Origin of the sequence: Streptomyces pratensis (assembly GCF_037137275.1) — a bacterium.
Lineage (GTDB): Bacteria > Actinomycetota > Actinomycetes > Streptomycetales > Streptomycetaceae > Streptomyces > Streptomyces pratensis_B.
Window position 1 is genome coordinate 135,058 of the sequence record NZ_JBBBEN010000045.1, and the last position, 26,194, is coordinate 161,251.

Below are 26,194 nucleotides of genomic sequence, written 5' to 3' on the forward strand. Positions count from 1 at the left end.
GGCGGCGAAAGGCCGGAGCGGCGCTCTCCGGGGTGCTGGAAAGCATGCGGTGCCGCTCCGGCCGGTTCAGAGGTGCGCGGGTACGGAGAGTGGGCGGTCAGGCGCGGGCCCCGCCCCCTGGACACGGGGGCGGGCTCACACGGGAGCCGGGGGCGCGTTCCCCCGTACGCCGGGCCGCGCGTCGGTCATCGGCGGCCGGGCGCCTTGCCCGCCCCGGCCTTCAGGCCGACCAGCAGGGGGACGGCCCGGGGGTGGTGGACCGTCGTGCGCAGTTCGGGGGTCCAGCCGGCGCCCTCGGCGAGCTGCTCGTCGGGCACGCCCTCGTTGTGCACGGCGATCAGGTCGGTCTCGCGCCCGTTGACGTAGTTGTTCTGAGCGGTGAGCGGGGCCTCTGACCACTTCTTCAGGACGGTGGCCTTGTCCACGTCGCGGGCGAGCGTGAACGCGTTGTGCTCGGCGACCAGGCGGGACTCCGCCCCGATGCCGTAGGTGTATCCGTAGGAGCTGCCGCGCGTGGCCACGAAGTGGTTGTTGTACGAGTCGACCTGGCCGAAACGGACGCGGGGCGCGCGCTCCTTGACGTCCTTGAACAGGTTGTGGTGCAGCGTCACGCGGAGCTTGCCGCGGTCGGTGTCCCCGGCCTTGTCGCTGTTGCCGATGAGCATGGTCTTGTCGTGGTCCTTGAGGACGTTCCACGACACGGTGACCAGGTCGGCGCCGCGCACGATGTCGAAGAGGCCGTCGTGCTGCTGGTACACCTGGCCGAAGTAGTGGGGCTGCTCGGAGTCGGGGCGGTCGCCGTCGCTGAAGGTGTTGTGGTCGACCCAGACGTGCCGGGAGCCGTACACCACGAGGTTGTCGTACTCCGAGTTCCACGCGCCCGCCTGGCCGTCCGTGGGGTCCCACTGGGGGAAGCAGTCGTAGGTGTCCTTGAAGGAGATGTTGCGGATGATGACGTTGGAGACGCCCCTGACCTGAAGGCTGGCGCCGATGATCTCGGGGTTCTCGCCGACCCCGATCAGGGTGGTGTTGGACGGGACCCGGACGTTGACGGCGGCCTGCTGGAGCTTGGCGGAGGCCGCGCGGGCGTCCTCCAGCGGGCCCTCGGGGGTCCGGTCGGCGCCCCAGACCTCCGGGTCGTAGGCGGCGAGGTACTTCTCCAGGGTGTAGCCGCCGGTCTGGTACTGCTCGCAGCCGATCGGGGCGCCGGAGGCGTCGGAGTTGCCGTGGACGGTCCCGGAGACCCGGACGATCTTCGGCGCGTCGCCCGCCTCCTCGAAGGCGGCGACGAGTTCGGCCCGGTCGGACACCGTGTAGACGTGCTCGGGCGCGGCGTCCGCGCCACCCGTGGTGGAGCCTTCCGCGGAGGCCCAGCCGTCTCCGGCGGGCAGGACGGCGCGCTCGATCCCCGCGCCGTGGTGGCGCGGCTGCGGGGCGGCGTGGGCGGGGACGCCCAGGGCGAGGGCCATCGAGGCGCAGCCCAGCGTGACGGCGACGGCCCGGGTGTGACGCATGCGTGCGGGCATGGCGAATCCTTCTCTGTCGTCAGAGGAAGCGGAGTGAGGGGAAAGGGGGGAGAGAGGGGACGGCGTCCCCGGTCAGGCCGTCCGGTCCCAGGTGATCCAGTCGCCCGGGACCGGATCGTCGAGGCGGCGGAGGTCGCGGTGGGCGAGGACGCCCGCGTCGAGCAGCGCGCGTGCGGTCATCCGGGCCACGTCGACCGCGCCCGGCGGCCGGAAGTGGGTGTTGTCCTCCTCGCCCGCGGGGTAGTTGGGCGACTCGCCGGGCTCCAGCCACAGGAAGCAGGGCAGGGTGCCGTCCGGGCCCAGCTGCTGCCAGCGGGCGAGGGAGAGCGCCTGGACGTCGATCAGCGGGACGCCCTCCTGTGCCGCCAGGGCGCGCATGGCGGCGGGGTAGGCGCCGTGGGTGGGGCGGGCGGTGCCGTCGGCGGCGAACCGGCGGCGCTCGACGGAGGTGATCAGCACGGGCCGGGCCCCCCGCTCGCGGGCGCCCTTCACGTACTGGCGCAGATACTCCTGGTAGGTGGTGTACGGGTCGGTGCCGCGGGCCGGGTCGTCGGTCTTCTCGTCGTTGTGCCCGAACTGGACGAGGACCAGGTCGTCGGGGCGGACGCCGTCCAGGAGGGCGGTGAGCCGGCCCTCGTCGATGAAGCTCTTGGAACTTCGCCCGTTCACCGCGTGGTTGGCGACCCGCAGGCGGTGGGCGAGGAAGAAGGGGAGCGCCATGCCCCAGCCCGTCTCGGGTGCGGCGTCGGCGGTTTTCTCGGCGGCCGTGGAGTCGCCGGCGATGTGCAGCGTACGGGGGCGGGGGCGGCCCCCGCCCCCGCCCCCGTCGGCGAGCGCCGGGGTGGCGGTGAGGGCGAGGGGCAGGGCGAGCAGTGCGGTGGCCGTCTGTCTGCGGGTGAGTGACACGGGAGGCTGCCTCTCTCGAAGGGCGTGTGCGTGTGCGCGGGGAGAGAGAGACCGGCGGCGGGGCGCGACCCGGACCGCCGCCGGTCTCCCGTCATCGGGGGCGGGGCGTGCGGGACGGCGGGTCTCAGCCGTTGCCCAGCTCCGCCCACTCCTTGTTGGCGGCGTTCAGCTCATCGGCCATCTTGTCCAGGAACTGCTTGGCCGTGATCTTGCCGAGGAGCAGCTTCTGGAACTCCGGCTCGTTGTCCGCCTTGCTGATGTTGTTCCAGTCGGGCAGGTAGTACGGCAGGTCGACGACCTTGGTGGAGCCGTCGGTCAGGGCCTTCGCGGCGAGCGCGGTCGGCTCGGTCTCGTTGATCCACGGGTCCTTGGCCGCCTCGGTGTTGGCCGGGATGGCGCCCGCCGACTTGTTCCACTTGCTGTTGGACTCGTGGGAGGCGGCGAACTCGATGAACTTCCAGGCCGCGGTCTTGTTGTCGCTCGACCGGAAGAGGCCGAGGCCGTCGACGGGGTTGGAGACCTGCACACGGGTGCCGCTGTCCCCGATGGGGGCCGGGATGCCGGCGAACTTGTCCACGCCCAGGGCCTTCACGTGGTCCTGGTAGGAGCCGAGGTTGTGGCTCAGCATGCCGATCGTGCCGGTGTCCCACTGGGCCACCATCTTGGTGAAGTCGTTGTTGACGTCGGCCGCGGGCGTGGTCCTCTTGTAGAGGCCGGCGTACTTCTCCAGCGCGGCGACGTTCTTGGGGTCGTTGAGCGTCGTCCTGTCGCCGTCCCAGAACTCCGTGATGCCGGACTGGCCGTAGATGGCGTCCAGCGCCTGGGCGATGGAGCCGGCGCCGCCGCGGATGGTGTAGCCGAACTCGTTGTTCCGGGCGTCCGTGAGCTTCTCCGCCGCCGTGTAGAACTTGGCCCAGGTGTCGGGCGCGTCGAGTCCGGCCTTCTCGAACAGGTCGGTGCGGTACCAGAGCACGCCGTTGTTCGCGGAGGTCGGGACGGAGTAGAGGTCGTCGCCCCGGCCGGCGGCCGCCCTGACGCTCTCGACCATGGTGTCGACGAGCTTGCCCTCCAGGGCGGAGCCCTCCAGCCGCTTGTTGATCGGCTCCAGGGCTTCCTGCGAGACCATGTTGGCGAGGTAGGCGGTGCCGACCCCGCCGACGTCGGGCAGCCCGCCGCCGGCGATCGCGGTGTCGTACTTGGACTGGACGTCGGCGATGGGGATCGGGACGTACTTGACCTTGATGTCCGGGTGCTGCTTCTCGAAGTCCTTGATGATCTCGGTCCAGATGGCGGTGCGCGGCCCGCCGTTGTTGTCCCAGAAGGTGATCTCGCCCTTGCCGCTGCCCTCCGTCCCGCTTCCGCTGCCGTCGTCGCCGCACGCGGCGGCCGTCAGGGCGAGGGCTGCGACGAGGGAGACGGCGGATGCGGTACGCCCCCGCCGGGTCTTCGAGATGTTCATGGTCGGCTCTTCTCTGTCGGATGTGTCGGGGTGGTTCCGTGCTTCTGCGGGGGGTTTCAGGGGGTGGTGCGGAGCTTCTCCGGAATGGCACGAGGGGTGCGGAACGACCGCGGGGCGGTCAGGGCGTGGCGCGGAACGCGGTGAAGGTCGCCGTGCCGGCGGGTCCCGACCCGGCCGGCGCGGTGGCGAAGAGGCCGAGGAGAGCGGCCACCCAGCGCCACGGGGTGGCGGCGAACACCAGTCCGGAGGGCCGGAATCCGTCACCGGTGTCGGCCAGGAAGCGGCAGCGGGCCCCCGCGGTGACCTCGATGCGCAGCCGGGCCCGCCCGCCGGGGGACGCGCGGGCCTCCGCCGCGTCCCGTTCGCTCTCGGCGACGCCCTCTGCGTAGCGGTGCACGAGCCGGGGCGTCCCGTCCGCCCCCGCCTCCAGGCCGATCCAGCAGAAGGCGTCCCCGAGGACGGCGAGCCCCGCCTTGGCCCCCGGCTCGTCGCTGTGCAACGCGAGGTCCACCTCGACGGCGAACTCCTCTGCGGGCAGCCGCTGCACCAGGACGCTGGGGAGCAGCCGCAAGTCGTGCGCGTCAGCCGTGCGTACGCAGGTGAGCCGCAGCCCGTCACCGGCGTGCTCGGTCCACCAGTCGGACCGGGGGGCGGCCGTCCACTGCCACTGCTTGCCGTAGGCGCCGCCGGGGAAGGCGTCGTCCACGGCGGGTGCCGCCACGGGCTGCTCGGGGGCGGCCGGCTTGGGGTGGGTGGCGACGGGTTCGCCCGCGTCGCCGATGACGGGCCAGCCATCGGCGTCCCAGCGCATCGGCTGGAGGTGGACGACCCGCCCGTACGCCCCGCGCGCCTGGAAGTGCAGGAACCAGTCCTCGCCCGCGGCGGTCCGCACCCAGCCGCCCTGGTGCGGCCCGTTGACGTCGGTGCGGCCCTGGGCGAGCACGACGCGTTCCTCGTACGGGCCGAAGAAGTCGCGCGAGCGGAACGCGCCCTGCCAGCCGGTCTCCACCCCGCCGGCCGGGGCGAAGATCCAGAAGTAGCCGTCGTGGCGGTAGAGCTTGGGCCCCTCCAGGGTGAACCAGCCGGGTATCCGGTCGCCGTCGACCAGCGTCCGTCCCTCATCGAGGAGTTCGCGACCGTCGGCGCTCATGCGGTGCCCGGTGAGGCGGTTCTTGATCCCGGAGCGGGACTTGGCCCAGGCGTGCACGAGATAGGCCTCGCCGGTCTCCTCGTCCCACAGGGGGCAGGCGTCGATGAGGCCCCGGCCGGCCTTGAGCAGGTGGGGGGCGCTCCACGGTCCCTCGATGCTCTCGGCGCTGATCTGCTGGACACCGTGGTCGGGGTCTCCCCAGAAGATCCAGAACCGGCCGGCGTGGTGGCGCAGGGAGGGCGCCCACACCCCGGCGTCGTGGCGGGGCGGGCAGGCGTCGCCCGCGGGCCCGACGCGGTCCAGGGCGTGCCCGACGAGCGTCCAGTTGACCAGGTCGCGGGAGTGCAGGAGCGGCAGCCCCGGGGCCCGGCCGAAGCTGGAGGCGGTGAGATAGCAGTCCTCGCCGACGCGGACGACGTCCGGGTCGGACCAGTCGGCGTTCAGCACGGGGTTGCGGTAGAGGCCGTCGCCGAGGTCGGCGGTCCAGGGCCGGTTCACGAGGTCACCGCCTGTCGGACGTATCCGGCGGCGGTCTCCCGGTCCAGCCTGCCGTCGGCGACGACGGTGACGATCCGGCGTACGACGGTGGCTCCGGCGGGCACCGGGAGCCGTTCGTCCGCCGCGAGGGAGGAGCCGACGCCCGGGTACTCGGAGGTCCGCACGAACCACGGATCGCGGCGGGTCTCGGCGCTCGCCCCGGCGAAGACGAGCGTCCAGCCGTCCCCGGCGAGGGCCAGCCAGTCGGCCGCCGCGCCGTGCACCGCCTCCTCGCCCTCGCGCTCGGCGGTGAACACCTCGGGCGGCGCGGCTTCCTTGGGGGCGCGCCAGAAGAACCCGCCGTAACCGGCCCCGGGGCGGCCGTTGGTGGCGGGGCTGCCGATGGACAGCGCGTCCGCCCCGTGGTTGGTGAGCGCGAAGGAGAGGTCCAACGCCCAGGCCGCCGCCGAGAGTTCGACGGCCTCCACCGTGCGGTGCTCCCGCAGCAGTTCGACGCCGTCCGCCTCCCAGAGGAGCCGCTGCGCCAGGCGGCCGGGGCCCTGCCGCTCCTGGCCGACGCAGCGCTGGACGCCGTGGTTGTCGAGGGCAGTGGGCCCCTGCCCCCGCACATAGGTCCGTCCGCCCCAGAAGTTGCGGCCGGCCACGTCGGGGACGGCGACGGAGACGCCCAGGTGGTGCAGGTGGTCGGCGGGACGCTCCTGGGTGACGGTGCGGCCCGCGAGCGTGGTGACGGGGTGCAGGCGGGGGCGGCCGTCGGCCGCCGACCGGTGGCCGTAGTGGGCGACGGTGCGTCCGGCGCACTCCAGGAGCTCCGGGGGCAGGGCGGCGGACGGGGCCGCGGCGGGGCGGGTCATGAGGCCGCCACCTCGCTGCCGGGGGCCCAGGGGACCCCCAGTTCCGAGAAGAGGGCGAGGGACTCGGCCCCGGCGGCGACCAGGTCGTCGACGCCGTGCACCGTGCGCCGCGCGCTTCTGCCGGGGGTGTCGTAGCGGGTCTCCCAGGCGTCGGCGGGCAGGGCGACGGGGTCGGGGGCCGTCCGGACGGCCTCGACGACCCGCATGAACGCTCCCGTGCGCTCGGGCGGCACCAGGAGCGCCGTGCCGTGCTCCAGGTGGTCGACCAGGTTCTCCAGGAGGTCGGTCCGGCCGTGGACGCTCTCCTCGGGCCCGTGGCCGGCGCGCTGGATCAGGACGCGGTCCTGCTTGTACCAGAAGGTGATGCGGCCCCGCTCGCCGTGGACGATGACGTAGGGCTCCCCCGCCCGCGCCGCGCAGAGGGTGGCGGCGACGACGACGGTCGGGCCGTCGGCGGTGGTGACGCGGACGCAGCTGGTGTCGTCCGCCTCGATGGCGTGGGCCCGGAACAGCTCGGTCTCGACGGACAGGACGTCCTCGGCCGCGCCCCGGCCGGCGAGTTCGAGCGCGGTGGCCACGGCGTGCGCCAGCGGGTTGGTGAGCACGCCGTCGACCACGTCCACGGCGCCGAGCCTGCGCCGGCCGGACCAGGGCGCCCGGCGGAAGTAGGCGTCGTCGCGGACCCAGGCCCCGGCGGCGCCGATGCCGGTGACCTCCCCTATCGCCCCGGAGCGGACCAGCTCCCCGATGGCGGGCACGGCGTGCGAACCGAACGACTGGAAACCGATCTGGCAGGCCACGCCCGCCCGCCGGACGCCGTCGGCCATCCGGGCGTAGTCCGCCCAGCTCGCGGCGGGCGGCTTCTCCAGCAGCAGATGAACGCCGCGGGACGCCGCCGTCAGGGCCAGGCCGGTGTGGGTCGGGATGGGGGTGCAGACGACGGCGGCGCGGGCTTGGGTGGAGTCCAGGAGCGCGCCGAAGTCGGCGGACTGCTCGGGAGCGTCGCCGCCCAGGAGGCCGAAGGCGGCCAGCTCGTCGGCGGTCAGCGGCTCCAGTTCGCAGATCCCGGCCAGCCGCACCCGGCCCTGGTCCTGGAGCCGGCGCAGGTTGGCGAGGTGCCAGCGGCCGTGCCCCCGGGCCCCGGCCAGCACGACGGGCACGGGCGCGGCGGAGCCCGGAGCGGTCCGGGCGGTGGCGGCCGGGTCGGTCACGGGGGCGGTCAGCTCGGTCGCGGGGGCCCTCTGGCCGGTCGCGGGGACCCTCAGGCCGGAGCTGGAGGAGGTCAGGTCGCTCATCCCTTCACCGCGCCCGCGCTGAAGCCCGTGACGAGCCACTTCTGGATGAACGCGAAGACGATCACGACGGGCACCGCCGCGATGACCCCGCCCGCCGCCAGCGCTCCGAGGTCGACGCTGTCCGCGCCGATCAGGGTGTTGAGGCCGACCGGGATCGTCTGCTTGTCCTGTTCGCTGAGGAACATCAACGCGAACAGGAAGTGGTTCCAGCTGTGCACGAAGGCGAAGGACCCCACGGCGATCAGCCCGGGACGCAGCAGCGGCAGGACGACCGCGCGGAAGGCGGTGAAGCGCGAGCAGCCGTCGACCCAGGCGGCCTCCTCCAGGGTGACCGGGACGTTCTTGATGAACCCGCTGATCAGGATGATCGACAGAGGAAGCTGGAAGACGGTCTCCGCGATGACGACGCTCCACAGGGAGTTGATCATCTGGAGGTTCCGGAAGATCTCGAAGAGCGGTACGAGCATCAGCGCGCCGGGGATGAACTGCGAGCAGAGCAGCGCCAGCATGAACGCGCCCTTGATCTTGAAGGTGAACCGGGCGAGGGCGTAGCCGCCGGCCAGGGCCACCAGCGTGGTGGCGATCAGCGTGGCGATGCCGACGATCATGCTGTTCTGGAAGAAGACGGCGAAGCTGCGCTCGTTCCAGACCTTCGAGAAGTGCTCCCCGGTCATCGGCCAGGGCACCAGCGAGGTGGAGCCTGCGGGCCGTACGGCGAACAGGAGCATCCAGTAGAACGGGATCAGCGTGAACAGCAGGTAGAGGCCGAGCGGCAGGTAGATCTGCCAGCGCGGTACGTCGTCGTAGGCGCGCTCCCGCCCGGTTCGGCGGCGCGAGGGGGGCGGCGGGTCGCTGGGAAGGGCGGACCGCTGGGCGGCGCCGTTCTTCTCCGTGAGTACGACGGTCACTTGTGGTCGCCTCCGAACTTGCTCAGGCGCAGATAGACGATCGAGCAGAAGAGGAGGATCACGAAGGCGACGGTGGTGAGCGCGGAGGCGTACCCGAAGTCGTGACCCTCGATGCCGGTGTTGGCGACGTAGAGCGGCAGCGTGGTGGTGACTCCCGCCGGTCCGCCGCCGGTGAGGGTGTAGAGCAGGTCGACGTTGTTGAACTCCCAGACCCCGCGCAGCAGGGTGGCCAGGATGATCGCGTCGCGCAGGTGGGGCAGGGTGATGTGGAAGAACTGCCGGAGCCGGCCCGCGCCGTCCACCGACGCCGCCTCGTACAGCTCCTTGGAGACGGACTGGAGGTCGGCGAGGATGAGGATGGCGAAGAAGGGCACCCCGCGCCACAGTTCGGTGACGGTGGCCGCCCAGAAGACGGTCCCGGTGTCCGAGAGCACCGAGGTGCCGTAGTCCCCGAGCCCGGCGTCCGCGAGGTAGCGGCTGAAGCCCGTCGAGGAGTTGTAGAGCAGAATCCAGATGGTGCTGGTCAGCACCCCGGAGACGGCCCAGGGCGAGAAGACCATGGCCCGGGAGATGCCCCGGCCGATGAAGGTCTGGTTGACGATCAGCGCCAGCGCCAGGCCGAGCACCAGTTGCAGGGAGACCTGGGTGAAGACCCACTGGGCGCTGAAGGCGAGCGTCGACCAGAACTGGTCGTCCTCGGTGAAGATCCGCCGGAAGTTGTCGAACCCGGCGAAGCCGTTCCGCCACGGCTTGGTGACGTTGTAGTTCTGCAGGCTGTAGTAGAAGACGCTGATCACCGGGTAGGCGATGAAGCCCAGCATCAGCAGGCCGGCGGGCGCGATCAGCAGATACGGCAGGCGGCGGGGGGTCGCCGTGCGGCGCCGGGGCGCCTTGGGCGGCGGTGTGGCCACGGCGGCGGATTGGGCCATGACACGTCTCCGATCTCTGGTACGCGCTTCACGCGCTTCTCTGGTACGCGCTTCACGCGCTGGATGTGCGGACCTGCTGCCGCACGCGACAGCAAGCGCTTACTACATATCGCTGGGTCTGCCGGACGCCCCGCCGCGCGGAGCCCTCGTCGCCCCACTCACCCCGCGTACGGCTCGGGCACTTCTCCCTGCCGGGCCAGGAACGCGAAGTCGCATCCGGTATCGGCCTGGGTGATCTGATCCTGGTAGAGGGCCCCGTAACCGCGTCCGTAGCGCGCGGGCGGCGGGGTCCAGGCGGCCCGGCGCCGCTCCAGCTCCGCGTCGTCGACGTCCAGGTGCAGCCGGCGGGCCTCGACGTCCAGCGTGATGAGGTCACCGGTGCGGACCAGGGCGAGCGGGCCGCCGACGAAGGACTCCGGGGCGATGTGCAGGACGCACGCCCCGTAACTGGTGCCGCTCATCCGGGCGTCGGAGATCCGGACCATGTCCCGTACGCCCTGCTTCAGCAGGTAGTCCGGGATGGGCAGCATGCCGTACTCGGGCATCCCGGGGCCGCCCTGGGGGCCGGCGTTGCGCAGCACGAGCACATGGTCCGCGGTGAGCGCGAGGGCCGGATCGTTGATCGTGCGCTGGAGCTCCTTGTAGTCGTCGAAGACGACCGCGGGCCCGGTGTGGCGCAGCAGGTGCGGTTCGGCGGCGATGTGCTTGATGACCGCGCCGTCGGGGCAGAGGTTGCCGCGCAGCACCGCCACCCCGCCCTCCTCCGCCAGCGGGTCGGTCCGCTCCCGGATGACCTCGGCGTTGTGCACCCGCGCCCCGTCGAGCTGTTCGCGCAGGGTGCGGTGCGCGACGGTGGGCCGGTCCAGGTGCAGGACGTCGGTGAGCCGGCTCAGGAAGCCGGGCAGCCCCCCGGCGAAGTGGAAGTCCTCCATCAGGTACTTCCCGCCGGGACGGAGGTTGGCGAGGACGGGCACGGTGCGGGCGATGCGGTCGAAGTCGTCCAGCGTGAGTTCCACGCCGGAGCGGCCCGCCATGGCGGTCAGGTGGATGACCGCGTTGGTGGAGCCGCCGAGCGCCAGGACGGTGGCGACGGCGTCCTCGTAGGCGTCGGCGGTGAGGATGCGGGACAACCTCATCCGCTGCCAGACCAGTTCGACGATCCGCAGCCCGGACCCGGCGGCCATCCGGTCGTGCCCGGAGTCGACGGCCGGGATGGAGGAGGCGCCGGGCAGGGTGACGCCCAGCGCCTCCGCGGCGGCCGTCAGCGTGGAGGCGGTGCCCATCGTCATGCAGTGGCCGGGCGAACGCGCGAGGCCGCTCTCCAGCTCCGCCATCTCGCAGTCGCCGATGAGGCCGGCCCGCTTGTCGTCCCAGTACTTCCACATGTCCGTGCCGGAGCCGAGGGTCTCGTTGCGCCAGTGGCCGGGCAGCATCGGCCCCGCGGGCACGAAGACGGTCGGCAGGTCCACGGAGGCCGCGCCCATCAGCAACGCGGGCGTCGACTTGTCGCAGCCGCCCAGCAGGACCGCGCCGTCGACGGGGTAGGAGCGCAGCAGCTCCTCCGTCTCCATCGCCAGCAGGTTGCGGTAGAGCATGGGCGTCGGCTTCTGGAAGGTCTCCGACAGAGTGGAGACCGGGAACTCGAGCGGGAAACCGCCCGCCTGCCAGACGCCCCGCTTGACCGCCTGCGCCCGGTCCCGCAGGTGGACGTGGCAGGGGTTGATGTCGGACCAGGTGTTGAGGATCGCGATGACCGGCTTGCCGAGGTGCTCCTCGGGGAGGTAGCCGAGCTGGCGGGTCCTGGCCCGGTGGCTGAACGTGCGCAGGCCGTCCGTGCCGTACCACTGGTGGCTGCGCAGCTCCTCCGGGGCGATGCGGGGCTCCGGGACTGCCGCGGTTCCGGCCGCCGTCACAGCGACCACGCGGCTATCTGTCCGGCGACCTCGGCCCGGCGGGCCTCCGGCAGGACGCGGCTCGGCGCGCGCACGTCGCGGCGGCAGAGCCCGAGCCCGGACAGGGCCTCCTTGATGACCGTGACGTTGTTGGCGGACTGCTCCTCCGCGCGCAGCTCCTCGAAGGCGCGGATCTGCTCCCACACCTTCATCGCCGCGCCGTAGTCACCGGCGCGCAGGGCCTCCAGCATGGCGAGGGAGACGCCGGGCGCGACGTTGACGAGGCCGGAGGTGAAGCCGGTGGCGCCGGTGGCGAAGTAGGAGGGGGCGTACAGCTCGGCGAGTCCGGCGACCCAGACGAACCGCTCCAGTCCGGCGTCGCGGGCGAACGCCCCGAAGTGCGCGGCGTCGGGCACCGCGTACTTCACGCCGATGACGTTGGGGCAGCTGTCGGCGAGCGCGGAGAGCCGGTCGCCGGCGAGCAGCGGGTTGCGGATGTAGGGGACGACCCCGAGTTCCGGAACGGCCTCGGCGATCGCCCGGTGGTAGTCGACCCAGCCCTCCTGCGCGACGTAGGGGTGCACCGGCTGGTGCACCATCACCATGCCGGCGCCGGCGTCCCGGGCGTGCTCGGCGTCGGCCACGGCGGTCGGCACGTCGTGGCCGATCCCCACCAGGACGGTGGCACGGCCGCGGACCTCCTGCGTGGTCAGCTCGGTGACGGTGCGCCGCTCGTCGGGGGTGAGCGCGTAGAACTCCCCGGTGTTGCCGTTCGGGGTGACCGTGCGGACACCGCCGTCGAGCAGCCGGCGCAGCAGGGCGCGGTACGTCGGGGCGTCGATGCTCCCGTCCTCGGCGAACGGGGTGACGGGGATCGCCACCACGTCTGCGAGGGCCGCCTTCAGCGGGAAGTGGTCCATGCGGACTGGCCTTTCGTCGAGGTGCTGGCAGTGCGCGTCCAGCGGGTGGTTCACGCCGGTCCGCCCCCGTCCACGTCGTCGGGGAAGGCGCGGCGCACGAAGGAGGCGATGTGGTGGTGCAGGGCTCCCGCGGCGGCCTCCTCGTCGGAGGCGAGGGCGAGCCGCAGGATCTCGCGGTGCTCGTCCGCCTCCCGGTCCCAGGAGGGGACGGCCGACCAGGCGACGGTCGAGACGAGCGCCGCCTGGTCGCGGACCTCGTCGAGCATCCGGGAGAGCAGCGGATTGCCGCAGGGCAGGTACAGAGCACGGTGGAAGTCCCGGTTGGCCAGCGACTTGTCGGCCTTGTCGAGCGCCGAGTCGGCCCGCTCCAGCGCTTCCTGGGCCGCCTCCAGCGACGCCCCGCGCCGGATGGACCGGCGCAGCGCCTCGGGCTCCAGGAGCAGGCGGACGTCGTACACCTCGCGGGCCATCGTCGCGTCGACGAGCCGCACGGTGACGCCCTTGTACTGGCTCATCACCACGAGCCCCGTGCCCGCGAGCGTCTTCAGCGCCTCACGGACGGGCGTCTTGGACACTCCGAACTGCGCGGCCAGTTCCGCCTCCACCAGTGCCTGCCCCGGCAGCAGTCGCGCCGTGAGGATGGCGTGCTTGATGGCCTCCAGCACGTACTGGGTCCGGGACGGGTTCGGAGCGGGGGCGAAGGTCATGGGTGATGGGCTCTCACATCTCGCATATCGCGTCTCATATATGACGTACGAAGTACGACGCGATGAAGCTAGAGCCGCCCGGATCGGTTCGTCAACGCTTGGGACAGAACAATATTTCGGGCGGATCAACTACTTGACGTGGCCGTGAGGACTTCCTAACTTGTCCACGCATGTGAATGCGGTCCACGGCTTTGACAGGGCGGGGGTCACATCGCCCCGGCCCCCGAGCCCCTCCGACTACCGGACACCGCACCGCCGCCCGCACGCCCGCGCACTTCGCGCTTCAGCCCCTGCCCGTACGCCCGCGCACTTCGCGCGTCTCAGCCCTGCCCGTCCGCCCCGTACCCCGCGCACGCCGCCTCCCGGCGCTCCGGTGGCCCGTCCGGGTGTTCCGGCGTTCCGGCACTCCGGCGCTCGCCCCGAGGAGACCTCCGCATGACCGCTCCCCGCACCGTCCTGCTCACCGGCGCCGCCGGCGGCCTCGGCACCCTGATGCGGGAGCTGCTGCCCGCCTACGGATACGAGCTGCGCCTCCTGGACCTGGCCCCGATCGCGGGCGAACCGGAGGCCCTCGTCGCCGACCTGGGCGACCGGGCGGCGGTGCGCGAGGCCGTGCGCGGGGTGGACGCGGTCGTCCACCTGGCGGGCATCTCGCTGGAGTCGACGTTCGACAAGATCCTCCGCGCCAACATCGAGGGCACGTACAACCTCTACGAGGCCGCACGCGAAGAGGGCGTCGGGCGCGTCGTCTTCGCCTCCTCCAACCACGCCGTCGGCTACACGCCGCGCCCGCGCCCCGGGGGCCCGCCGGTCCCGGCCGACACCCCGCACCGCCCCGACACCTTCTACGGCCTGTCGAAGTCCTTCGGCGAGGATCTGGCGCAGCTCTACTGGGACAAGCACGGCGTCGAGACCGTCTCGGTGCGGATCGGGAGCTGCTTCCCGGAGCCCACCTCGGTGCGGATGCTCTCCCTCTGGATGAGCCCGGCCGACGGCGCCCGCCTCTTCCACGCGGCGCTCACCGCAGAGGCCGTCGGGCACACCGTCGTCTACGGCTCCTCCGCCAACACCCGCCTGTGGTGGGACCTGTCGACGGCCCGCGCCCTGGGCTACGCACCACAGGACGACTCGGAGCCGTACGCGGCGAAGCTCATCGCGGAACAGGGCGAGCTGGACCCCGCCGACCCGGCGCAGGCCCGACTCGGCGGCCACTTCGTCACCGACCCGCCGATCTGGCCGCACTGAGGGGGCGGGGGGCGGCCCGCTCGCACACCCCACTCGATACGTCGGGTCATGTATATCGACATATAGGGAGCCACGCGCGGGGCCAGGTGAGATATGAGCCGTACCGTCATCGACCTCGACGACGAAGCACTCGAGGCCGCGGCCGAAGAGCTGGGGACCACGACGAAACGCGACACGATCAACACCGCGCTGCGTGAGATCGTCGAGCGCAACCGACGTCTGCGCGCCCTGCACGAGCTACAGGACGTGGCCCGGGAGGGCGGCCTGGACATGGCCTTCCTCCTCGACAAGCGCCGTTGCCGAGGAGGCTCCGCGGCATGAGCGTGGCCGGCTGGAGCACCGATCAAGGGGACCGCAGAAACGGTGCCGGCCTCGTCGTGCTGTGCGACCTGACAGAGCTGGAACTCCTTTACTGATCATTTCGACATGGGTCGGTGGGGCGCTCGGCGTCGGGGTGCGCCGTAGGTGAGTCGGCACGCATGGTCATCGACCGGTGGACGACCGTCCCAGCACGGTCTGCGCGTCGACTGCCGCGAGCACAGTGCCAGCCACTTCCTCGGCGGACTGCCCACCACCCGCGTCGATGCGAGCCAGGCCCAGCCTGTCGACGGCCTCGACCATCAGTGCCTGGTAGCGCTCCGTGCGGGCCAGGAACTTGTCCATCAGGACCCGTTCCGCTTCTGCGGCTGCTTCATAGGAGCCCGCAGCGTGAACGCGGGCGCGTACTAGGGAGTCGTCGGCGGTGAGCCACACGGCGGCCGCATGCGGGACCTGCAGCCTCGCGACGCGGACGGGCCAGAGCGCTGACCCCTCCAGGACCAGGCCCGGACTGCCGCGGTCTTCGGCCGCACGAGCCGTGATCAGCTCTTCGACGCGGGGCCAGAGCCGATCGTAATGGTCGAGTACAGACGTGATCAGCTCGTCCACCGTAAGTGATCCGTAGTGCTCGGCGACGTGCGCCGGCACCTCCCACTCCGCGGTTCTCCAGGGTCGCCCAGGATGCCGGGCCAACGTGTCAGTACTCAGGCACTCGAACCCGAGTCCTTCCGCCACCCCTTGGGCAACGTTCGACTTCCCGACGTTCGACGTCCCGCCGATCAGGACCACTCGTACATCACGCACACCGACGACCCTACTGATCCTTCTGGGACGGTGCCCGCAGTCGGCGGAGACAGACGATGCGGCAGGCCAGGCGCAGGAGACCGTGGTCGAGGTCGGCACGGGGTTCCTAACGGGTCCGTCGGCGTTCGAACGGGGCCGCGCCTGCGCCAGGCCACCAGGGGGTCCTCCCCGTCGTCGTACGGGAGGACGCCCTCGGAGGCCCAGGGTCTGGGTCTGGGTCCGGGGGCGATGGACGCCTGGACCGTGTGTCGACCGATCAGGGGGTCGCGGACCCGAACTGTGCTCCCCGGGCTAGCAGTTCGGAATGACAGTGCCGTTGTTGTCGCGTGCCTCGTCGTTGCCCCACCGGGAGAGGTAGTACGCGGAGACGTAAGCGTTGCGGCCGTTCTTGCCCGCGTACACGGTGTCCAGGTCGGTGCGCAGCCACCAGTGGTTGTACTGGCTGCCGGAGCCGACCCGGGCGCCCCACACCTTGCAGTACACGTAGTTGGTGCCGGCGTTCAGGACGCCCTGGGCATCGGCCGTGTTGGGTGCGGCGTAGCCGGTGGCGTCGGCGAAGGTGTCGACCCAGTACTTCCCGCCTCCGCCGCCGCAACCGTTGTCGCTGGTGAGGTACTTGTTGTAGTAGGAGCCGGGATACGGGGCGAGGGACTGGCCGTTGATGACGATGTTCTGGCCGACGCCGTTGTAGAGCTGTTCGTAGTGGATGTGGGCTCCGGAGCTGTTCCCCGTGGACCCGGTGGTGCCGATCTGCTGCCCTTGGGCGACCCCCGCCCCGTTGGCGACGGAGAACCCGGCGAGGTGGAAGTAGTACGTCTTCCAGCCGCCGCCGTGGTCGATGGCGATGTAGTTCCCCGCGCCGCTCGGCTGCGAGTAGCGATAGGCGGTCCCGGCCGCGGAGGCGAGGACCGGCGAGCCGGCGGTGGTCCCGCCGCCCGTGCGGACGAAGTCCAGGGCCCGCCTGACCTCGGCGGAGTGGTGGCTGTAGGTCCACTGCTGGCCGCAGGCGTAGGGCGCTTTGAAGTTCGGCGCGGCCGCGGCGGGGCTCGCGGTGGCCGTGACGGTGAGCAGGCCTCCGAGGAGCGCCAGCAGGGCCAGCAGGCTGGTACGGGTCGAGCGCATGGGCGGGGATTCCCTCCGTGTCGACAGCCGGGTGGGCGGGACGCTGAGTGCCGGGGAATCTACGCGAGTCGCGTACCGGCCGCCAGGGCGCCGCGGCCCCCGGGCTCGACGACGGGGCGCCGGCGGTGCGGCAACCCCGCCGCACGGGGGGCACCCGCTGTCGCCGACGGCCCGGTGACGCGTCCCGACACGGCGCCCGCCCGCGCGGGAACCACAACGGGTGGCGGGCGGCCCCCACCTGCACGTGGACGGCCCCCGCCCGGCCCCCTCACTTCCGGTACAGCTCCTCGATCTCCGCCGTGAAGTCCCGTGCGATCGCGTCCCGCTTCAGCTTCAGGGACGGGGTCAGGTGGCCGGCCTCCTCCGTGAAGTCGACCGGCAGGATCGTGAACCTGCGGATCGACTCCGCGCGGGAGACCAGGCGGTTCGCCTCGTCCACCGCCTTCTGGAGCGATGTGCGCAGTTCCTCGTCGTGGACGAGGTCGCGCAGGGGCACGTCGGGCTTCTTCGTCATCTGGCGCCAGTGGTGGATGCCGTCCGGGTCCAGGGTGATCAGGGCGGTGATGTACGAGCGGTTGTCGCCGACCACCAGGCACTGGCTGACCAGGGGGTGGGCGCGCAGCCAGTCCTCCAGGGGGGCCGGGGTGACGTTCTTGCCGCCCGACGTGATGATGATGTCCTTCTTGCGGCCCGTGATCGTGAGGTAGCCGTCCTCGTCCAGTGAGCCCAGGTCTCCCGTGGGGAACCAGTCGTCCTCCAGGACCGCCGGGGTCACCTCCGCCCGCTCGGCGTCCCAGTAGCCCCGGAACACCTGGCCGCCCTTCAGCAGCACCTCGCCGTCGTCCGCGATCCGTACCGACGCGCCCGGCAGCGGCCAGCCCACCGTGCCCAGTCGGGGCTTGAGCGGCGGGGTCGCCGTGTGCGCGGCCGTGGTCTCCGTGAGGCCGTAGCCCTCGAAGATGCCGATGCCCGCGCCCTCGTAGAACGCGGCGAGCCTGCGGCCCAGCGGGGAGCCGCCGCAGATGACGTAACGGACCCTGCCGCCCAGGGCCGCCCGGATGCGGCGGTAGACCAGCGGGTCGTACAGGGCGCGGGCGGCGCGCAGGCCGAGGCCGGGGCCCGGCCCCGTGCCGTGCTCGGCGGCCTCGACCGCCTTCCCGTAACGCTGGGCGACGCGGGCCGCCCGGTCGAACGACGACGCCCGGCCCATCTTCTCGGCCGTCGCCCGGCCCGTGTTGTAGACCTTCTCCAGGACGTACGGGATGGCCAGGAGGAACGTCGGCCGGAAGCCCGCCAGGTCCGCCAGCAGGTCGTCCGTCTGGATCGACGGCGCGTGCCCGAGGCGGACCCGGGCCCGCAGGCAGCCGATCGCGACCATCCGGCCGAACACGTGCGAGAGCGGCAGGAAGAGCAGCGTGGAGGCGGGGTCCTTGGAGACCGACTTGAAGACGGGGTAGAGGAGTTCGATGGCGTTGTCGACCTCGGCGAAGAAGTTGCCGTGGGTCAGGACGCAGCCCTTGGGCCGGCCCGTGGTGCCGGAGGTGTAGACGAGGGTGGCGGGGCTGTGCGGTTCCAGGGTGGCCCGGCGGGCGGCGACCGCCGCGTCCGGGATGTCCCTGCCGCGGGACGTGAGGTAGCCGATCGCCCCCGTGTCGAACTGCCAGAGGTGCGCGAGGCCGCTGATCTGCTTGCGCTCCTGGCTGATCAGCCGGCCCTGTTCCTTGGTCTCCACCACGCACGCCGCCGCCCCTGAGTTCTGGAGAATCCAGCGGGTCTGGAAGGCGGAGGACGTCGGGTAGATGGGGACGGTCACCAGCCCGGCCGCCCAGGACGCGAAGTCCAGCAACGTCCACTCGTACGTCGTCCGGGCCATGATCGCGATTCGGTCGCCCGCCGTGAGCCCCTCCGCCATCAGCCCCTTGGCGACCGCCAGCACCTCGGCGGCGAACTCGGCGGCGCTCACGTCCTGCCACTGGCCCTCGACGTCCTTGCGGCTGAGCACCGGGTCCGCCGGCGCCTCCCTGGCGTTGTCGAACGGGATCTCCGCCAGCGAGCCGCGCTCGACGCTCGGCGCGAACTCGGGTACGGAGACCTCCCGGACGCGTCCGTCGGGGCCCCTCCTCTTCGTCGGTTCCACCAGGACGGGCGTCGACGCCTGCGCGACAGGCGTGGCCGTGGATGCGGGTACGGGTACGGAAGGGGGCGTAGACACGTGCGGCTCCTCAACTGGGGGTCGGGCGGGTCGGTTCGCCGGTCGTCCGTCCGGCAGGCAGTGCTGGTCGAGCGGGCGGTGCTGGTCGGGTTGGTGGAGGAGAAGGAGCGGGCTCGGGCGGAGGGGCGAGGGCGGGTCCGGAGGGAAGAGCGAGGGCGGGCGGGGCAGAGGGTGCGGGGTGGGCGGGCCTCCCTCCCGGGCGGCCCGGCCGTCTGCCGGGTGTGCCCTCACACCGACGGCGACCGGGGCATCGTGCGGACGGCCGGCCGGCCGCACGGCCGCCGCCGCCCTTGCTCGTCAGGGCCGTTCCAGAATCGCCGTCACCCCCTGGCCGCCCGCCGCGCAGATCGAGACCAGGCCCCGGCCCGGTCCGTCCCGCTCCGCGAGCAGCTTGGCCAGGGTGGCGACGATCCGGGCGCCCGTCGCAGCGAAGGGGTGGCCGGTGGCCAGGGAGGAGCCGGCCACGTTCAGCCGGGACCGGTCCACCGGGGCCAGGCCCTGCTTCTCCCAGGCGGCGAGCGTGGCCAACACCTGGGAGGCGAAGGCCTCGTGCACCTCGATCAGGTCGAAGTCCTCCATCGCCAGCCCGGCCCGCTCCAGCAGGCGCGGTACCGCGTACGCCGGGGCCATGAGGAGGCCGTCGTCGCCGTCCACGTAGTCCACCGCCGCCGTCTCGTGGAGGGAGAGGTGGGCGAGCGGGCGGTGGCCGTGCTCCCGCGCCCACTCCTCGCTCGCCAGCAGGACCGTCGCCGCCCCGTCCGTCAGCGGCGTCGAGTTGCCCGCCGTCATCGTGGCGTGGGGGTGGCCCAGGCCGAACACCGGTCTCAGCGCGGCCAGTTTCTCGACCGTCGAGCCCGGACGCAGGTTCTGGTCGCGCTCCAGGCCTCGGTACGGGACCACGAGGTCGTCGAGGAGGCCCCGGTCGTACGCGGCCGCCAGGCGCTGGTGGCTCGTGGCGGCCAGCCGGTCCTGGTCCTCGCGGCTCACCTCCCAGCGGCGCGCGGTGATCGCCGCGTGCTCGCCCATCGACAGGCCCGTACGCGGCTCCGCGTTGCGCGGGATGTCCGGGACGAGGTGGCGGGGGCGTACGGCGGCCAGGGCCTTGAGGCGGCCCGCCGGGGTCCTCGCGCGGCGGGCGGCGAGCAGGATGCGGCGCAGTTCGTCGTTGACGCCGAGCGGCGCGTCGCTGGTGGTGTCGGAGCCGCCCGCGATCGCCGAGTCCACCGACCCGAGCGCGATCGCGTTCGCGGCGGCGATCACCGCCTGGAGCCCGGTGCCGCAAGCCTGTTGGATGTCGTACGCCGGGGTGCGCGGGTCGAGCGAGGAACCGAGCACGGTCTCCCGCGCCAGGTTGAAGTCCCGGCTGTGCTTGAGGACGGCGCCCGCGACGAACGCCCCCACCCGGCTTCCGGCCAGCCCGTACCGCTCCACCAGGCCGTCGAGTGCGGCCGTCAGCAGGTCCTGGTTGGAGGCGTCGGCGTACGGGCCGCCGGAACGGGCGAACGGGGTGCGGCTGCCGCCGATGACCGCGACGCGGCGCGGCTGCGGGAGCGGCAGCGGGAGGGGAGTCGCCCGGGGCGTCGCAGCCGTCACCGCGACCCCCCGGCGTGGGCCCGCGGCCGCCCCGCGTCGGTCGGCGGCCGTCCCGTCTCGGTCGGTCCCGGATCGCGCATCTCGACCAGCTCCTGACTCTTGAGTAACCTTACTCAACGGTAAATCTACGACCGAGCAGGGAGTCAGGACAATGGCCGATCGCTATCTGCACTTCACCGGCACAGCACCCGGCCGCTTCCTCACCCGCAGGCTCGGCCTGCCCCAGCCCGCCCCGCTGCGCCGCTGGACCCTGGAGACACCCCGCCTGGACGGGCCGCTGCTGCACCTGACCGCCGGGACATCGGCCCTCACGGAGGAGCTGGCGAAAGCGCTCGCCGCGATCGGTCCGACCGTCGACGCCCGGACCACCGGCCCCGGCGGCCCCACCGGAGTCGACCCGTCCGTCGGCACCGCTCGCCCCACCGGGGCCGACCGCCCCACCGGGACCGTCCGCCCTGCCGGGATCGTGCTGGACGCCACCGGCATCGCCTCCGCCGTCGGCCTCGCCGAGGTGCACGCCGCCCTCCACCCCGTCGTACGATCGCTCGCACCGGGCGGCCGGATCGTCGTGCTCGGTACGCCGCCGTCCTCCGAGGACCACCACCAGGCCGCCGCCCAGCAGGCGTTGGAGGGGTTCGTCCGCTCCCTGGCCAAGGAGGTCGGGCGGGGGTCCACCGTCCAGCTCCTGCGGCTGCCCGCCGCAGGCGTCGCCTCCTTTGACACGTCCGCGGCCGACGGCCCCCACACCGCGGCCGCCTCCCGGACCGCCGTCGCCCGCGCCGGGTCCACCCTCCGCTTCCTGCTCTCCCCCCGGTCCGCGTACGTCAGCGGCCAGGTGGTCGAGCTGACCGCCGCCGCCCCCGGCCCCGCCGGGGACCCCGACGCCCCGCTCACCGGCCGCACCGCCCTGGTCACCGGGGCCGCGCGGGGCATCGGCGCGGCCATCGCCTCGGTGCTGGCCCGCGACGGGGCCCAGGTCATCGCCCTGGACGTGCCCCGAGCGGGCGAGGAGCTGGTGCGCACCGCCGACCGGCTCGGGGCCACCGCGCTGCCGCTGGACATCACCGCGCCCGACGCCGCCGCCCGCATCGCCGACGCCGCGCCGGACGGGCTCGACATCCTCGTGCACAACGCGGGCATCACCCGCGACCGGCGGCTCGCCAACATGCCGGCCGACCGCTGGGCCCAGGTCATCGAGGTCAATCTCAACAGCGTGCTCCGCACCACCGACGCGCTCCTGGCGGCGGGGGCCCTCAACCGGGGCGGGCGGATCGTGGCCACCGCCTCCATCGCGGGCATCGCCGGCAACAACGGCCAGACCAACTACGCGGCCGGCAAGGCGGGGATCATCGGCCTCGTCCGCTCGCTCGGCCCGCGAGCCGCCGCCGAGCACGGCATCACGGTCAACGCGGTCGCGCCCGGCTTCATCGAGACGCGGATGACCGCCGCGGTGCCGCTGGCCATCCGCGAGGCGGGCCGCCGGATGAACTCCCTGGCGCAGGGCGGCCTTCCGGTCGACGTGGCCGAGGCCGTCGCCTGGTTCGCCCGGCCCGACTCCGGCGCGGTCAACGGCCAGGTGCTGCGGGTCTGCGGCCAGAGCCTGCTCGGGGCGTGAGCGCGATGACCGGACTGAACGCCTCCCTCGTGCGCGGGGCCGTCACCTCCCCGTTCAAGCGGGCCGGGCGGCCGGGGGCCACGCTGCCCGCCGAGCGCCTGACCCGCCCGGCCGCGCCCCTGCCCCCGGGCCCCCTCGCCGCGTACAGCAGGATCTGCGGCTTCGCGGAGTCCGGGCCGGTGCCGCTCACGTACCCGCACGTCCTCGGCTTCCCGCTCGCGATGCGGCTGATGACGCGGCGGTCCTTCCCGCTGCCCGTCCTCGGGCTCGTCCACACCTGGATAGAGATCGTCCCGCGCCGAGCGGTGCAGCCCACCGAGTCACTGGAACTGTGCGTCTACGCGGCAGAGTCAGCGCCCCACAGGCGGGGCACCGAAGTCACGATGGCGACCGAGGCGCGGGTGGCCGGAGAGCTGGTCTGGGAGTCGCGCAGCGGCTATCTGTCCCGCCACGCGCCGCGAACGAGCCCGCCCCGCACGCCGGACGGCCGTGGCCCCGGCCCGTCGGCGGACCTGCCCGCCCTCGCCGAATGGCGGCTTCCCGCCGATCTGGGGCGGCGGTACGGGGCGGTGTCCGGCGACCGCAACCCGATCCATCTGTATCCGCTGACCGCCCGGCTGTTCGGCTTCCCCCGGGCCATCGCGCACGGCATGTGGACGGTGGCCCGCTGCCTGGCCGAAGTCGGGGAGCCCGCCGGAATCCGTTTTGTACGGGCGGAGTTCAAGGCCCCCGTCCTGCTGCCCGCCACCGTGGCGTACGCGGCGAGCCCGTCCGGGTCGGCCTTCGCCCTGCGGGGCCCCGGCCCGCGTGGCCGCGTCCACCTCACGGGGGCGCTGAGCCGGGCTTCCTGAAGCGGCGCACGGCAGGCACGCGACGGCCGGCCCTGACGGGCCCCGGGGGAAACAGGCCAGAGGCGGCCTCCCGAGAGCCGGGCCGCCCGCTCTCCGGAGCCGCCTCGGCCCCTTCCGGAGGCCAGGCCGGTCCACCCGGGGGCCGTCATGCCTCCGGGGGCTGCCAGGGCCGGGCGTGCATCAGGTTCTCCAGGCCCGCCCAGGCGAAGTTCATCAACGTCGCCGCGGCCTCCTTCGCCGAGACGCCCGGGGTGTCGTTGGCCCAGCCCGCCAGGGACTCCGCGGCCCCCACCAGGGCCTGCGCGAGGCCGGCCACGTCCCGGTCGACGAGCGCGGGGTCGCGGTGCGCCTCGCGGGCGGCGGCCCCGATCAGGCCCGTCACGAACGCGACGATCTCGTCCCGCATCGCGACGACCTCGCTGATGAACGGCTCCCCGTGCGACCGTGCCTGCCGGTGCAGCACCGCCCAGCCGTCCGGGTTCTCCGCGGTGTGGGTGAAGAACGCCCGCAGGCCCGCCCACAGTTGGCCGTCGGCGGGCAGCCCCGGCTCCACGCCGGCCCGGACCGCCTCCACCAGCGCCCTCGCCTCACGCCGGATGCAGGCCGAGAACAGCTCTTCCTTCGAGTTCAGATACAGGTAGACCAAGGGCTTGGAGACGCCCGCCAGCTCCGCGATCTCGTCCATCGACGCGGCCCGGTAGCCGCGCTGCCCGAAGGTCCGCACCGCGGCGTCCATCATCTGCCGCTCCCGCACGGCACGCGGCATCCGCTTGCCCTTCACAGCACCCACGTCCGACTTCCTCCCCGACCCGCGGCCCTGCACCCCGGTCCCACTCCCGGCAAGGGTACGGCGCTGACCTGCCCGGCGTCGTACGCGGCGGGCGTCGCCGGAGCGGGCCGGACAGGCCGTGCGGCCGCCGGGGCCCGCACCGGCCGGTCGGCGAGGACTCGCCCGTGGACCAGGGGCGGGAGCGGCCGCACGACCGGCAGCGTCGCCGGCTGACGGGGCGGAGCCTGGGCCGGGGCGCCCCACGTCCGCCGACCTCCCGGTGACCGTCGAGCAGGGCGGCCGTCCCGCACGGCGCGCCCCCTCTCGGCACACCGGCGCCCCCGGCCCGCATACGGAACGCGGGGGTCGGGGGCGCCGGTGGGCAGGGGCCGTGCGGTCACACAGCGACCGGGACGGCTGCCTTCTGCTCGGTCTCGCGGACCTCCTCCTGGCCGAGGGAGTCGATCGGGGAGGCGGAGGCCGAGTTGTACGCGTCGTGGTCGAGGATCTTCTCGCGAGCCGCGACGATCACCGGTACCAGCGCCTGGCCGGCCACGTTGGTGGCGGTGCGCATCATGTCCAGGATCGGGTCGATGGCCATCAGCAGGCCGACGCCCTCCAGCGGGAGGCCCAGCGTGGACAGGGTGAGGGTCAGCATGACCGTCGCTCCGGTGAGGCCGGCCGTGGCCGCCGAACCGATCACCGAGACGAAGGCGATCAGCAGATAGTCGCCGATGCCCAGCTGCACGTCGAAGATCTGCGCGATGAAGATCGCCGCCAGCGCCGGGTAGATCGCGGCGCAGCCGTCCATCTTCGTGGTGGCGCCGAACGGGACGGCGAAGGAGGCGTACTCCTTCGGGACCCCGAGGCGCTCGGTGACCCGCTGGGTGACCGGCATGGTGCCGACGGAGGAGCGGGAGACGAAGGCGAGCTGGATCGCGGGCCAGGCGCCCTTGAAGAACTGGAGCGGGCTGACCTTGGCGACCGTGGCCAGGAGCAGCGGGTAGACGCCGAACATGACCAGGGCGCAGCCGATGTAGACGTCGGCGGTGAACGTCGCGTACTTGCCGATCAGGTCCCAGCCGTAGTCGGCGATGGCGTAGCCGATGAGGCCGACGGTGCCGATCGGCGCGAGGCGGATGACCCACCACAGGGCCTTCTGGAGCAGTTCCAGGACGGCCTGGCTGAGGGTGAGGATCGGCTTGGCACGGTCACCGAGCTTGAGGGCGGCGATGCCGGCGACGGCGGCCATGAAGACGATCTGGAGCACGTTCAGCTCGGTGAACGGCGAGATCACGTTGTCCGGCACGATGCCGGTCAGGAAGTCGATCCAGGTGCCCTTGGTCTCGGAGAGCTTGCCGTCCTTCGGCGTGAGACCGGTGCCGGAGCCCGGGTTGGTGAGCAGGCCGATGGTCAGGCCGATGCCGACCGCGATCAGCGAGGTGATCATGAACCAGAGCAGGGTGCGCGTCGCCAGCCGGGCGGCGTTGTTGACCTGCCGCAGGTTGGTGATCGACACGAGGATCGCGAAGAAGACGAGCGGGGCGACGGCCAGCTTCAGGAGCTGGACGAAGAGGGAGCCGATCTCGTCGAGGGTGGTGACGAGCCAGCCGAGGTCCTGGCTGCGGGCCAGCCAGCCGAGCAGGACGCCGAGGACCAGACCCGCGACGATCTGGGCCCAGAAGGGGACCTTGGGTATGCGGAGACCGGGGCCGGAGCCGGTGGGCTGCTCGGCCTCGGGGGCGGCGGACGCGGGGTTCGCGGACACGGACACACTCCAGTGGGACGCATCGGGACGTACGGGGGCACCCGGACGGTCGTGCGGTGGAACGGGGACGGGGTCGCGGCGCCCGCGTCAGGGGCGGCGCCGCTGCATGATGCCGTATCAGACGTTGCGGCAACAGACCGCGGACATACAGCGGCAGAGATCGACATGCAGGCGCACCACGAGCGGGATGCTCGCGGCATGACGGAGGCGCACAGCTGTCTTCACGTCGAACACGTTAACACTTGAACTTTGAGAACCTCAAAGCACTTCTTTGGCTTCGGAGCGGGGCTCCGCGAGGGCGGGGCAGGGCTCCGCGGCTCGGCGGACGCCCGCGGGAACGCCGCAGGCCCCGGCGCGGAGCGGTCTGCTCCGTACCGGGGCCCGGCGGAAGGGCCGCGACGTGCGGCGGGTGCGCGCGGCACGCGTGTGAGGAAACTTACGTGGCGACTACAGGCGGCCCGGGCGCGCGGACGCCGGGGCCGGGGCTTCGGCGTCCGCTACTGGACGGCGTCCTCGCGGGTGCGGTTGGCGTCGAGGCGCGCCTTGGTCCGGTCGACCGTGGAGATGATCTGCGCGGACATCTCGTCGCGCTGCCTGCGCAGGGCCACGTAGCTGAGGGGGGCCGAGAGGAGGAGGCCCAGCAGCACGACCCAGACGATGTTGGAGCCTCCGAGACCGGAGGGCAGCAGCCCGAAGTGGACGGCGACACCGGCGACGAAGAAGCAGCCGACGAAGATCAGCAGTCGCAATGCCGTGTAACGGATCATTGCGTTCGGCTTGGCAGCGGACACGGCTGACCCCTTCTCCCTGTGACTTCCTGCGAACTCACGCTACGGTCCTGCCCGACCAGTGA

22 protein-coding genes are annotated in these 26,194 nt (G+C 72.6%); 4 read left to right on the forward strand and 18 right to left on the reverse strand.

Going from position 1 to position 26,194, the window contains the following annotated elements; genetic code table 11:
- Positions 1-185: 185 nt before the first annotated feature.
- From V9U70_RS01055 to V9U70_RS01105, 11 genes are all read right to left on the reverse strand, one after another.
- Positions 186-1,526, reverse strand: coding sequence for a pectate lyase family protein (locus V9U70_RS01055; protein ID WP_336672484.1), 1,341 nt, complete (start codon positions 1,524-1,526; stop codon positions 186-188).
- 72 nt (positions 1,527-1,598) lie between these two features.
- Positions 1,599-2,432: a rhamnogalacturonan acetylesterase gene (locus V9U70_RS01060; RefSeq protein ID WP_336672485.1), complete on the reverse strand. Its 834-nt coding sequence runs from the start codon at positions 2,430-2,432 to the stop codon at positions 1,599-1,601.
- A 124-nt stretch (positions 2,433-2,556) separates the two neighbouring features.
- Positions 2,557-3,891 (reverse strand): ABC transporter substrate-binding protein, encoded by a 1,335-nt coding sequence (locus V9U70_RS01065; protein ID WP_336672486.1) that lies wholly within the window; start codon positions 3,889-3,891, stop codon positions 2,557-2,559.
- 118 nt (positions 3,892-4,009) lie between these two features.
- The gene (locus V9U70_RS01070) at positions 4,010-5,539 is read right to left on the reverse strand and encodes a glycoside hydrolase family 43 protein (protein ID WP_336672487.1); all 1,530 of its coding nucleotides are present in this window, start codon (positions 5,537-5,539) and stop codon (positions 4,010-4,012) included.
- Positions 5,536-6,393, reverse strand: a complete 858-nt coding sequence (locus tag V9U70_RS01075) for a DUF6807 domain-containing protein (RefSeq protein ID WP_336672488.1) — start codon at positions 6,391-6,393, stop codon at positions 5,536-5,538. Before V9U70_RS01075 ends, V9U70_RS01070 begins: the two co-directional genes overlap by 4 nt.
- Positions 6,390-7,688, reverse strand: a complete 1,299-nt coding sequence (locus V9U70_RS01080) for a Gfo/Idh/MocA family protein (RefSeq protein WP_336672489.1) — start codon at positions 7,686-7,688, stop codon at positions 6,390-6,392. Before V9U70_RS01080 ends, V9U70_RS01075 begins: the two co-directional genes overlap by 4 nt.
- On the reverse strand, positions 7,685-8,596 hold the full coding sequence (locus tag V9U70_RS01085; protein ID WP_336672490.1) for a carbohydrate ABC transporter permease: 912 nt from the start codon (positions 8,594-8,596) through the stop codon (positions 7,685-7,687). Before V9U70_RS01085 ends, V9U70_RS01080 begins: the two co-directional genes overlap by 4 nt.
- Complete coding sequence (locus V9U70_RS01090) at positions 8,593-9,525, reverse strand: carbohydrate ABC transporter permease (protein WP_336672491.1); 933 nt, start codon at positions 9,523-9,525, stop codon at positions 8,593-8,595. Before V9U70_RS01090 ends, V9U70_RS01085 begins: the two co-directional genes overlap by 4 nt.
- A 158-nt stretch (positions 9,526-9,683) precedes the next feature.
- The gene (araD, locus tag V9U70_RS01095) at positions 9,684-11,438 is read right to left on the reverse strand and encodes an L-arabinonate dehydratase (protein ID WP_336672551.1); all 1,755 of its coding nucleotides are present in this window, start codon (positions 11,436-11,438) and stop codon (positions 9,684-9,686) included.
- Positions 11,435-12,337, reverse strand: a complete 903-nt coding sequence (locus V9U70_RS01100) for a dihydrodipicolinate synthase family protein (protein WP_336672552.1) — start codon at positions 12,335-12,337, stop codon at positions 11,435-11,437. The genes araD and V9U70_RS01100 overlap by 4 nt, the downstream gene beginning before the upstream one ends.
- Before the next feature lie 50 nt (positions 12,338-12,387).
- On the reverse strand, positions 12,388-13,044 hold the full coding sequence (locus V9U70_RS01105) for a GntR family transcriptional regulator (protein ID WP_336672492.1): 657 nt from the start codon (positions 13,042-13,044) through the stop codon (positions 12,388-12,390).
- Positions 13,045-13,479: 435 nt separating this feature from the next.
- Between V9U70_RS01105 and V9U70_RS01110 the strand changes: the two genes are divergently transcribed.
- Both V9U70_RS01110 and V9U70_RS01115 read left to right on the forward strand, forming a co-directional pair.
- Positions 13,480-14,289 carry an NAD-dependent epimerase/dehydratase family protein gene (locus V9U70_RS01110; RefSeq protein ID WP_336672493.1) on the forward strand — a complete coding sequence of 270 codons (810 nt, stop codon included), beginning with the start codon at positions 13,480-13,482 and terminating at the stop codon, positions 14,287-14,289.
- 93 nt (positions 14,290-14,382) lie between these two features.
- Positions 14,383-14,610 (forward strand): type II toxin-antitoxin system VapB family antitoxin, encoded by a 228-nt coding sequence (locus V9U70_RS01115; RefSeq protein WP_336672494.1) that lies wholly within the window; start codon positions 14,383-14,385, stop codon positions 14,608-14,610.
- 162 nt (positions 14,611-14,772) lie between these two features.
- Here V9U70_RS01115 and V9U70_RS01120 read toward each other — a convergent pair whose 3' ends face one another.
- The 4 genes from V9U70_RS01120 to V9U70_RS01135 form a co-directional block, all read right to left on the reverse strand.
- Positions 14,773-15,396, reverse strand: coding sequence for a hypothetical protein (locus V9U70_RS01120; RefSeq protein ID WP_336672553.1), 624 nt, complete (start codon positions 15,394-15,396; stop codon positions 14,773-14,775).
- Between the two features lie 306 nt (positions 15,397-15,702).
- Complete coding sequence (locus V9U70_RS01125) at positions 15,703-16,533, reverse strand: M23 family metallopeptidase (protein WP_336672495.1); 831 nt, start codon at positions 16,531-16,533, stop codon at positions 15,703-15,705.
- 268 nt (positions 16,534-16,801) lie between these two features.
- Complete coding sequence (locus V9U70_RS01130) at positions 16,802-18,745, reverse strand: AMP-dependent synthetase/ligase (protein ID WP_336672496.1); 1,944 nt, start codon at positions 18,743-18,745, stop codon at positions 16,802-16,804.
- A 297-nt stretch (positions 18,746-19,042) separates the two neighbouring features.
- Positions 19,043-20,338: an acetyl-CoA C-acetyltransferase gene (locus V9U70_RS01135; RefSeq protein WP_336672497.1), complete on the reverse strand. Its 1,296-nt coding sequence runs from the start codon at positions 20,336-20,338 to the stop codon at positions 19,043-19,045.
- Between the two features lie 151 nt (positions 20,339-20,489).
- Between V9U70_RS01135 and V9U70_RS01140 the strand changes: the two genes are divergently transcribed.
- Entirely contained in the window at positions 20,490-21,953 is a 1,464-nt protein-coding gene (locus V9U70_RS01140) for a 3-oxoacyl-ACP reductase (protein ID WP_336672498.1), read from the forward strand.
- 5 nt (positions 21,954-21,958) lie between these two features.
- Positions 21,959-22,804, forward strand: coding sequence for a MaoC family dehydratase (locus V9U70_RS01145; RefSeq protein ID WP_336672554.1), 846 nt, complete (start codon positions 21,959-21,961; stop codon positions 22,802-22,804).
- A gap of 145 nt (positions 22,805-22,949) precedes the next feature.
- Here the strand turns inward: V9U70_RS01145 and V9U70_RS01150 are convergent, their stop codons facing one another.
- The 3 genes from V9U70_RS01150 to V9U70_RS01160 all read right to left on the reverse strand — a co-directional run bounded on the left by V9U70_RS01150 (position 22,950) and on the right by V9U70_RS01160 (position 26,132).
- Positions 22,950-23,594: a TetR/AcrR family transcriptional regulator gene (locus V9U70_RS01150; RefSeq protein ID WP_336672499.1), complete on the reverse strand. Its 645-nt coding sequence runs from the start codon at positions 23,592-23,594 to the stop codon at positions 22,950-22,952.
- A gap of 376 nt (positions 23,595-23,970) precedes the next feature.
- Entirely contained in the window at positions 23,971-25,341 is a 1,371-nt protein-coding gene (locus tag V9U70_RS01155) for a dicarboxylate/amino acid:cation symporter (RefSeq protein ID WP_336672500.1), read from the reverse strand.
- A gap of 497 nt (positions 25,342-25,838) precedes the next feature.
- Entirely contained in the window at positions 25,839-26,132 is a 294-nt protein-coding gene (locus V9U70_RS01160) for a DUF4229 domain-containing protein (RefSeq protein ID WP_336672501.1), read from the reverse strand.
- Between the last annotated feature and the right edge of the window lie 62 nt (positions 26,133-26,194).

What these genes read in the sequence shown, in the direction of transcription:
- V9U70_RS01065 (WP_336672486.1), bottom strand. Translation starts at nt 3,891, where the DNA reads ATGAACATCTCGAAGACCCGGCGGGGGCGTACCGCATCCGCCGTCTCC.
- V9U70_RS01145 (WP_336672554.1), top strand. Translation starts at nt 21,959, where the DNA reads ATGACCGGACTGAACGCCTCCCTCGTGCGCGGGGCCGTCACCTCCCCG.
- V9U70_RS01075 (WP_336672488.1), bottom strand. Translation starts at nt 6,393, where the DNA reads ATGACCCGCCCCGCCGCGGCCCCGTCCGCCGCCCTGCCCCCGGAGCTC.
- V9U70_RS01110 (WP_336672493.1), top strand. Translation starts at nt 13,480, where the DNA reads ATGACCGCTCCCCGCACCGTCCTGCTCACCGGCGCCGCCGGCGGCCTC.
- V9U70_RS01100 (WP_336672552.1), bottom strand. Translation starts at nt 12,337, where the DNA reads ATGGACCACTTCCCGCTGAAGGCGGCCCTCGCAGACGTGGTGGCGATC.
- V9U70_RS01140 (WP_336672498.1), top strand. Translation starts at nt 20,490, where the DNA reads ATGGCCGATCGCTATCTGCACTTCACCGGCACAGCACCCGGCCGCTTC.
- V9U70_RS01090 (WP_336672491.1), bottom strand. Translation starts at nt 9,525, where the DNA reads ATGGCCCAATCCGCCGCCGTGGCCACACCGCCGCCCAAGGCGCCCCGG.
- V9U70_RS01105 (WP_336672492.1), bottom strand. Translation starts at nt 13,044, where the DNA reads ATGACCTTCGCCCCCGCTCCGAACCCGTCCCGGACCCAGTACGTGCTG.
- V9U70_RS01115 (WP_336672494.1), top strand. Translation starts at nt 14,383, where the DNA reads ATGAGCCGTACCGTCATCGACCTCGACGACGAAGCACTCGAGGCCGCG.
- V9U70_RS01055 (WP_336672484.1), bottom strand. Translation starts at nt 1,526, where the DNA reads ATGCCCGCACGCATGCGTCACACCCGGGCCGTCGCCGTCACGCTGGGC.
- V9U70_RS01125 (WP_336672495.1), bottom strand. Translation starts at nt 16,533, where the DNA reads ATGCGCTCGACCCGTACCAGCCTGCTGGCCCTGCTGGCGCTCCTCGGA.
- V9U70_RS01080 (WP_336672489.1), bottom strand. Translation starts at nt 7,688, where the DNA reads ATGAGCGACCTGACCTCCTCCAGCTCCGGCCTGAGGGTCCCCGCGACC.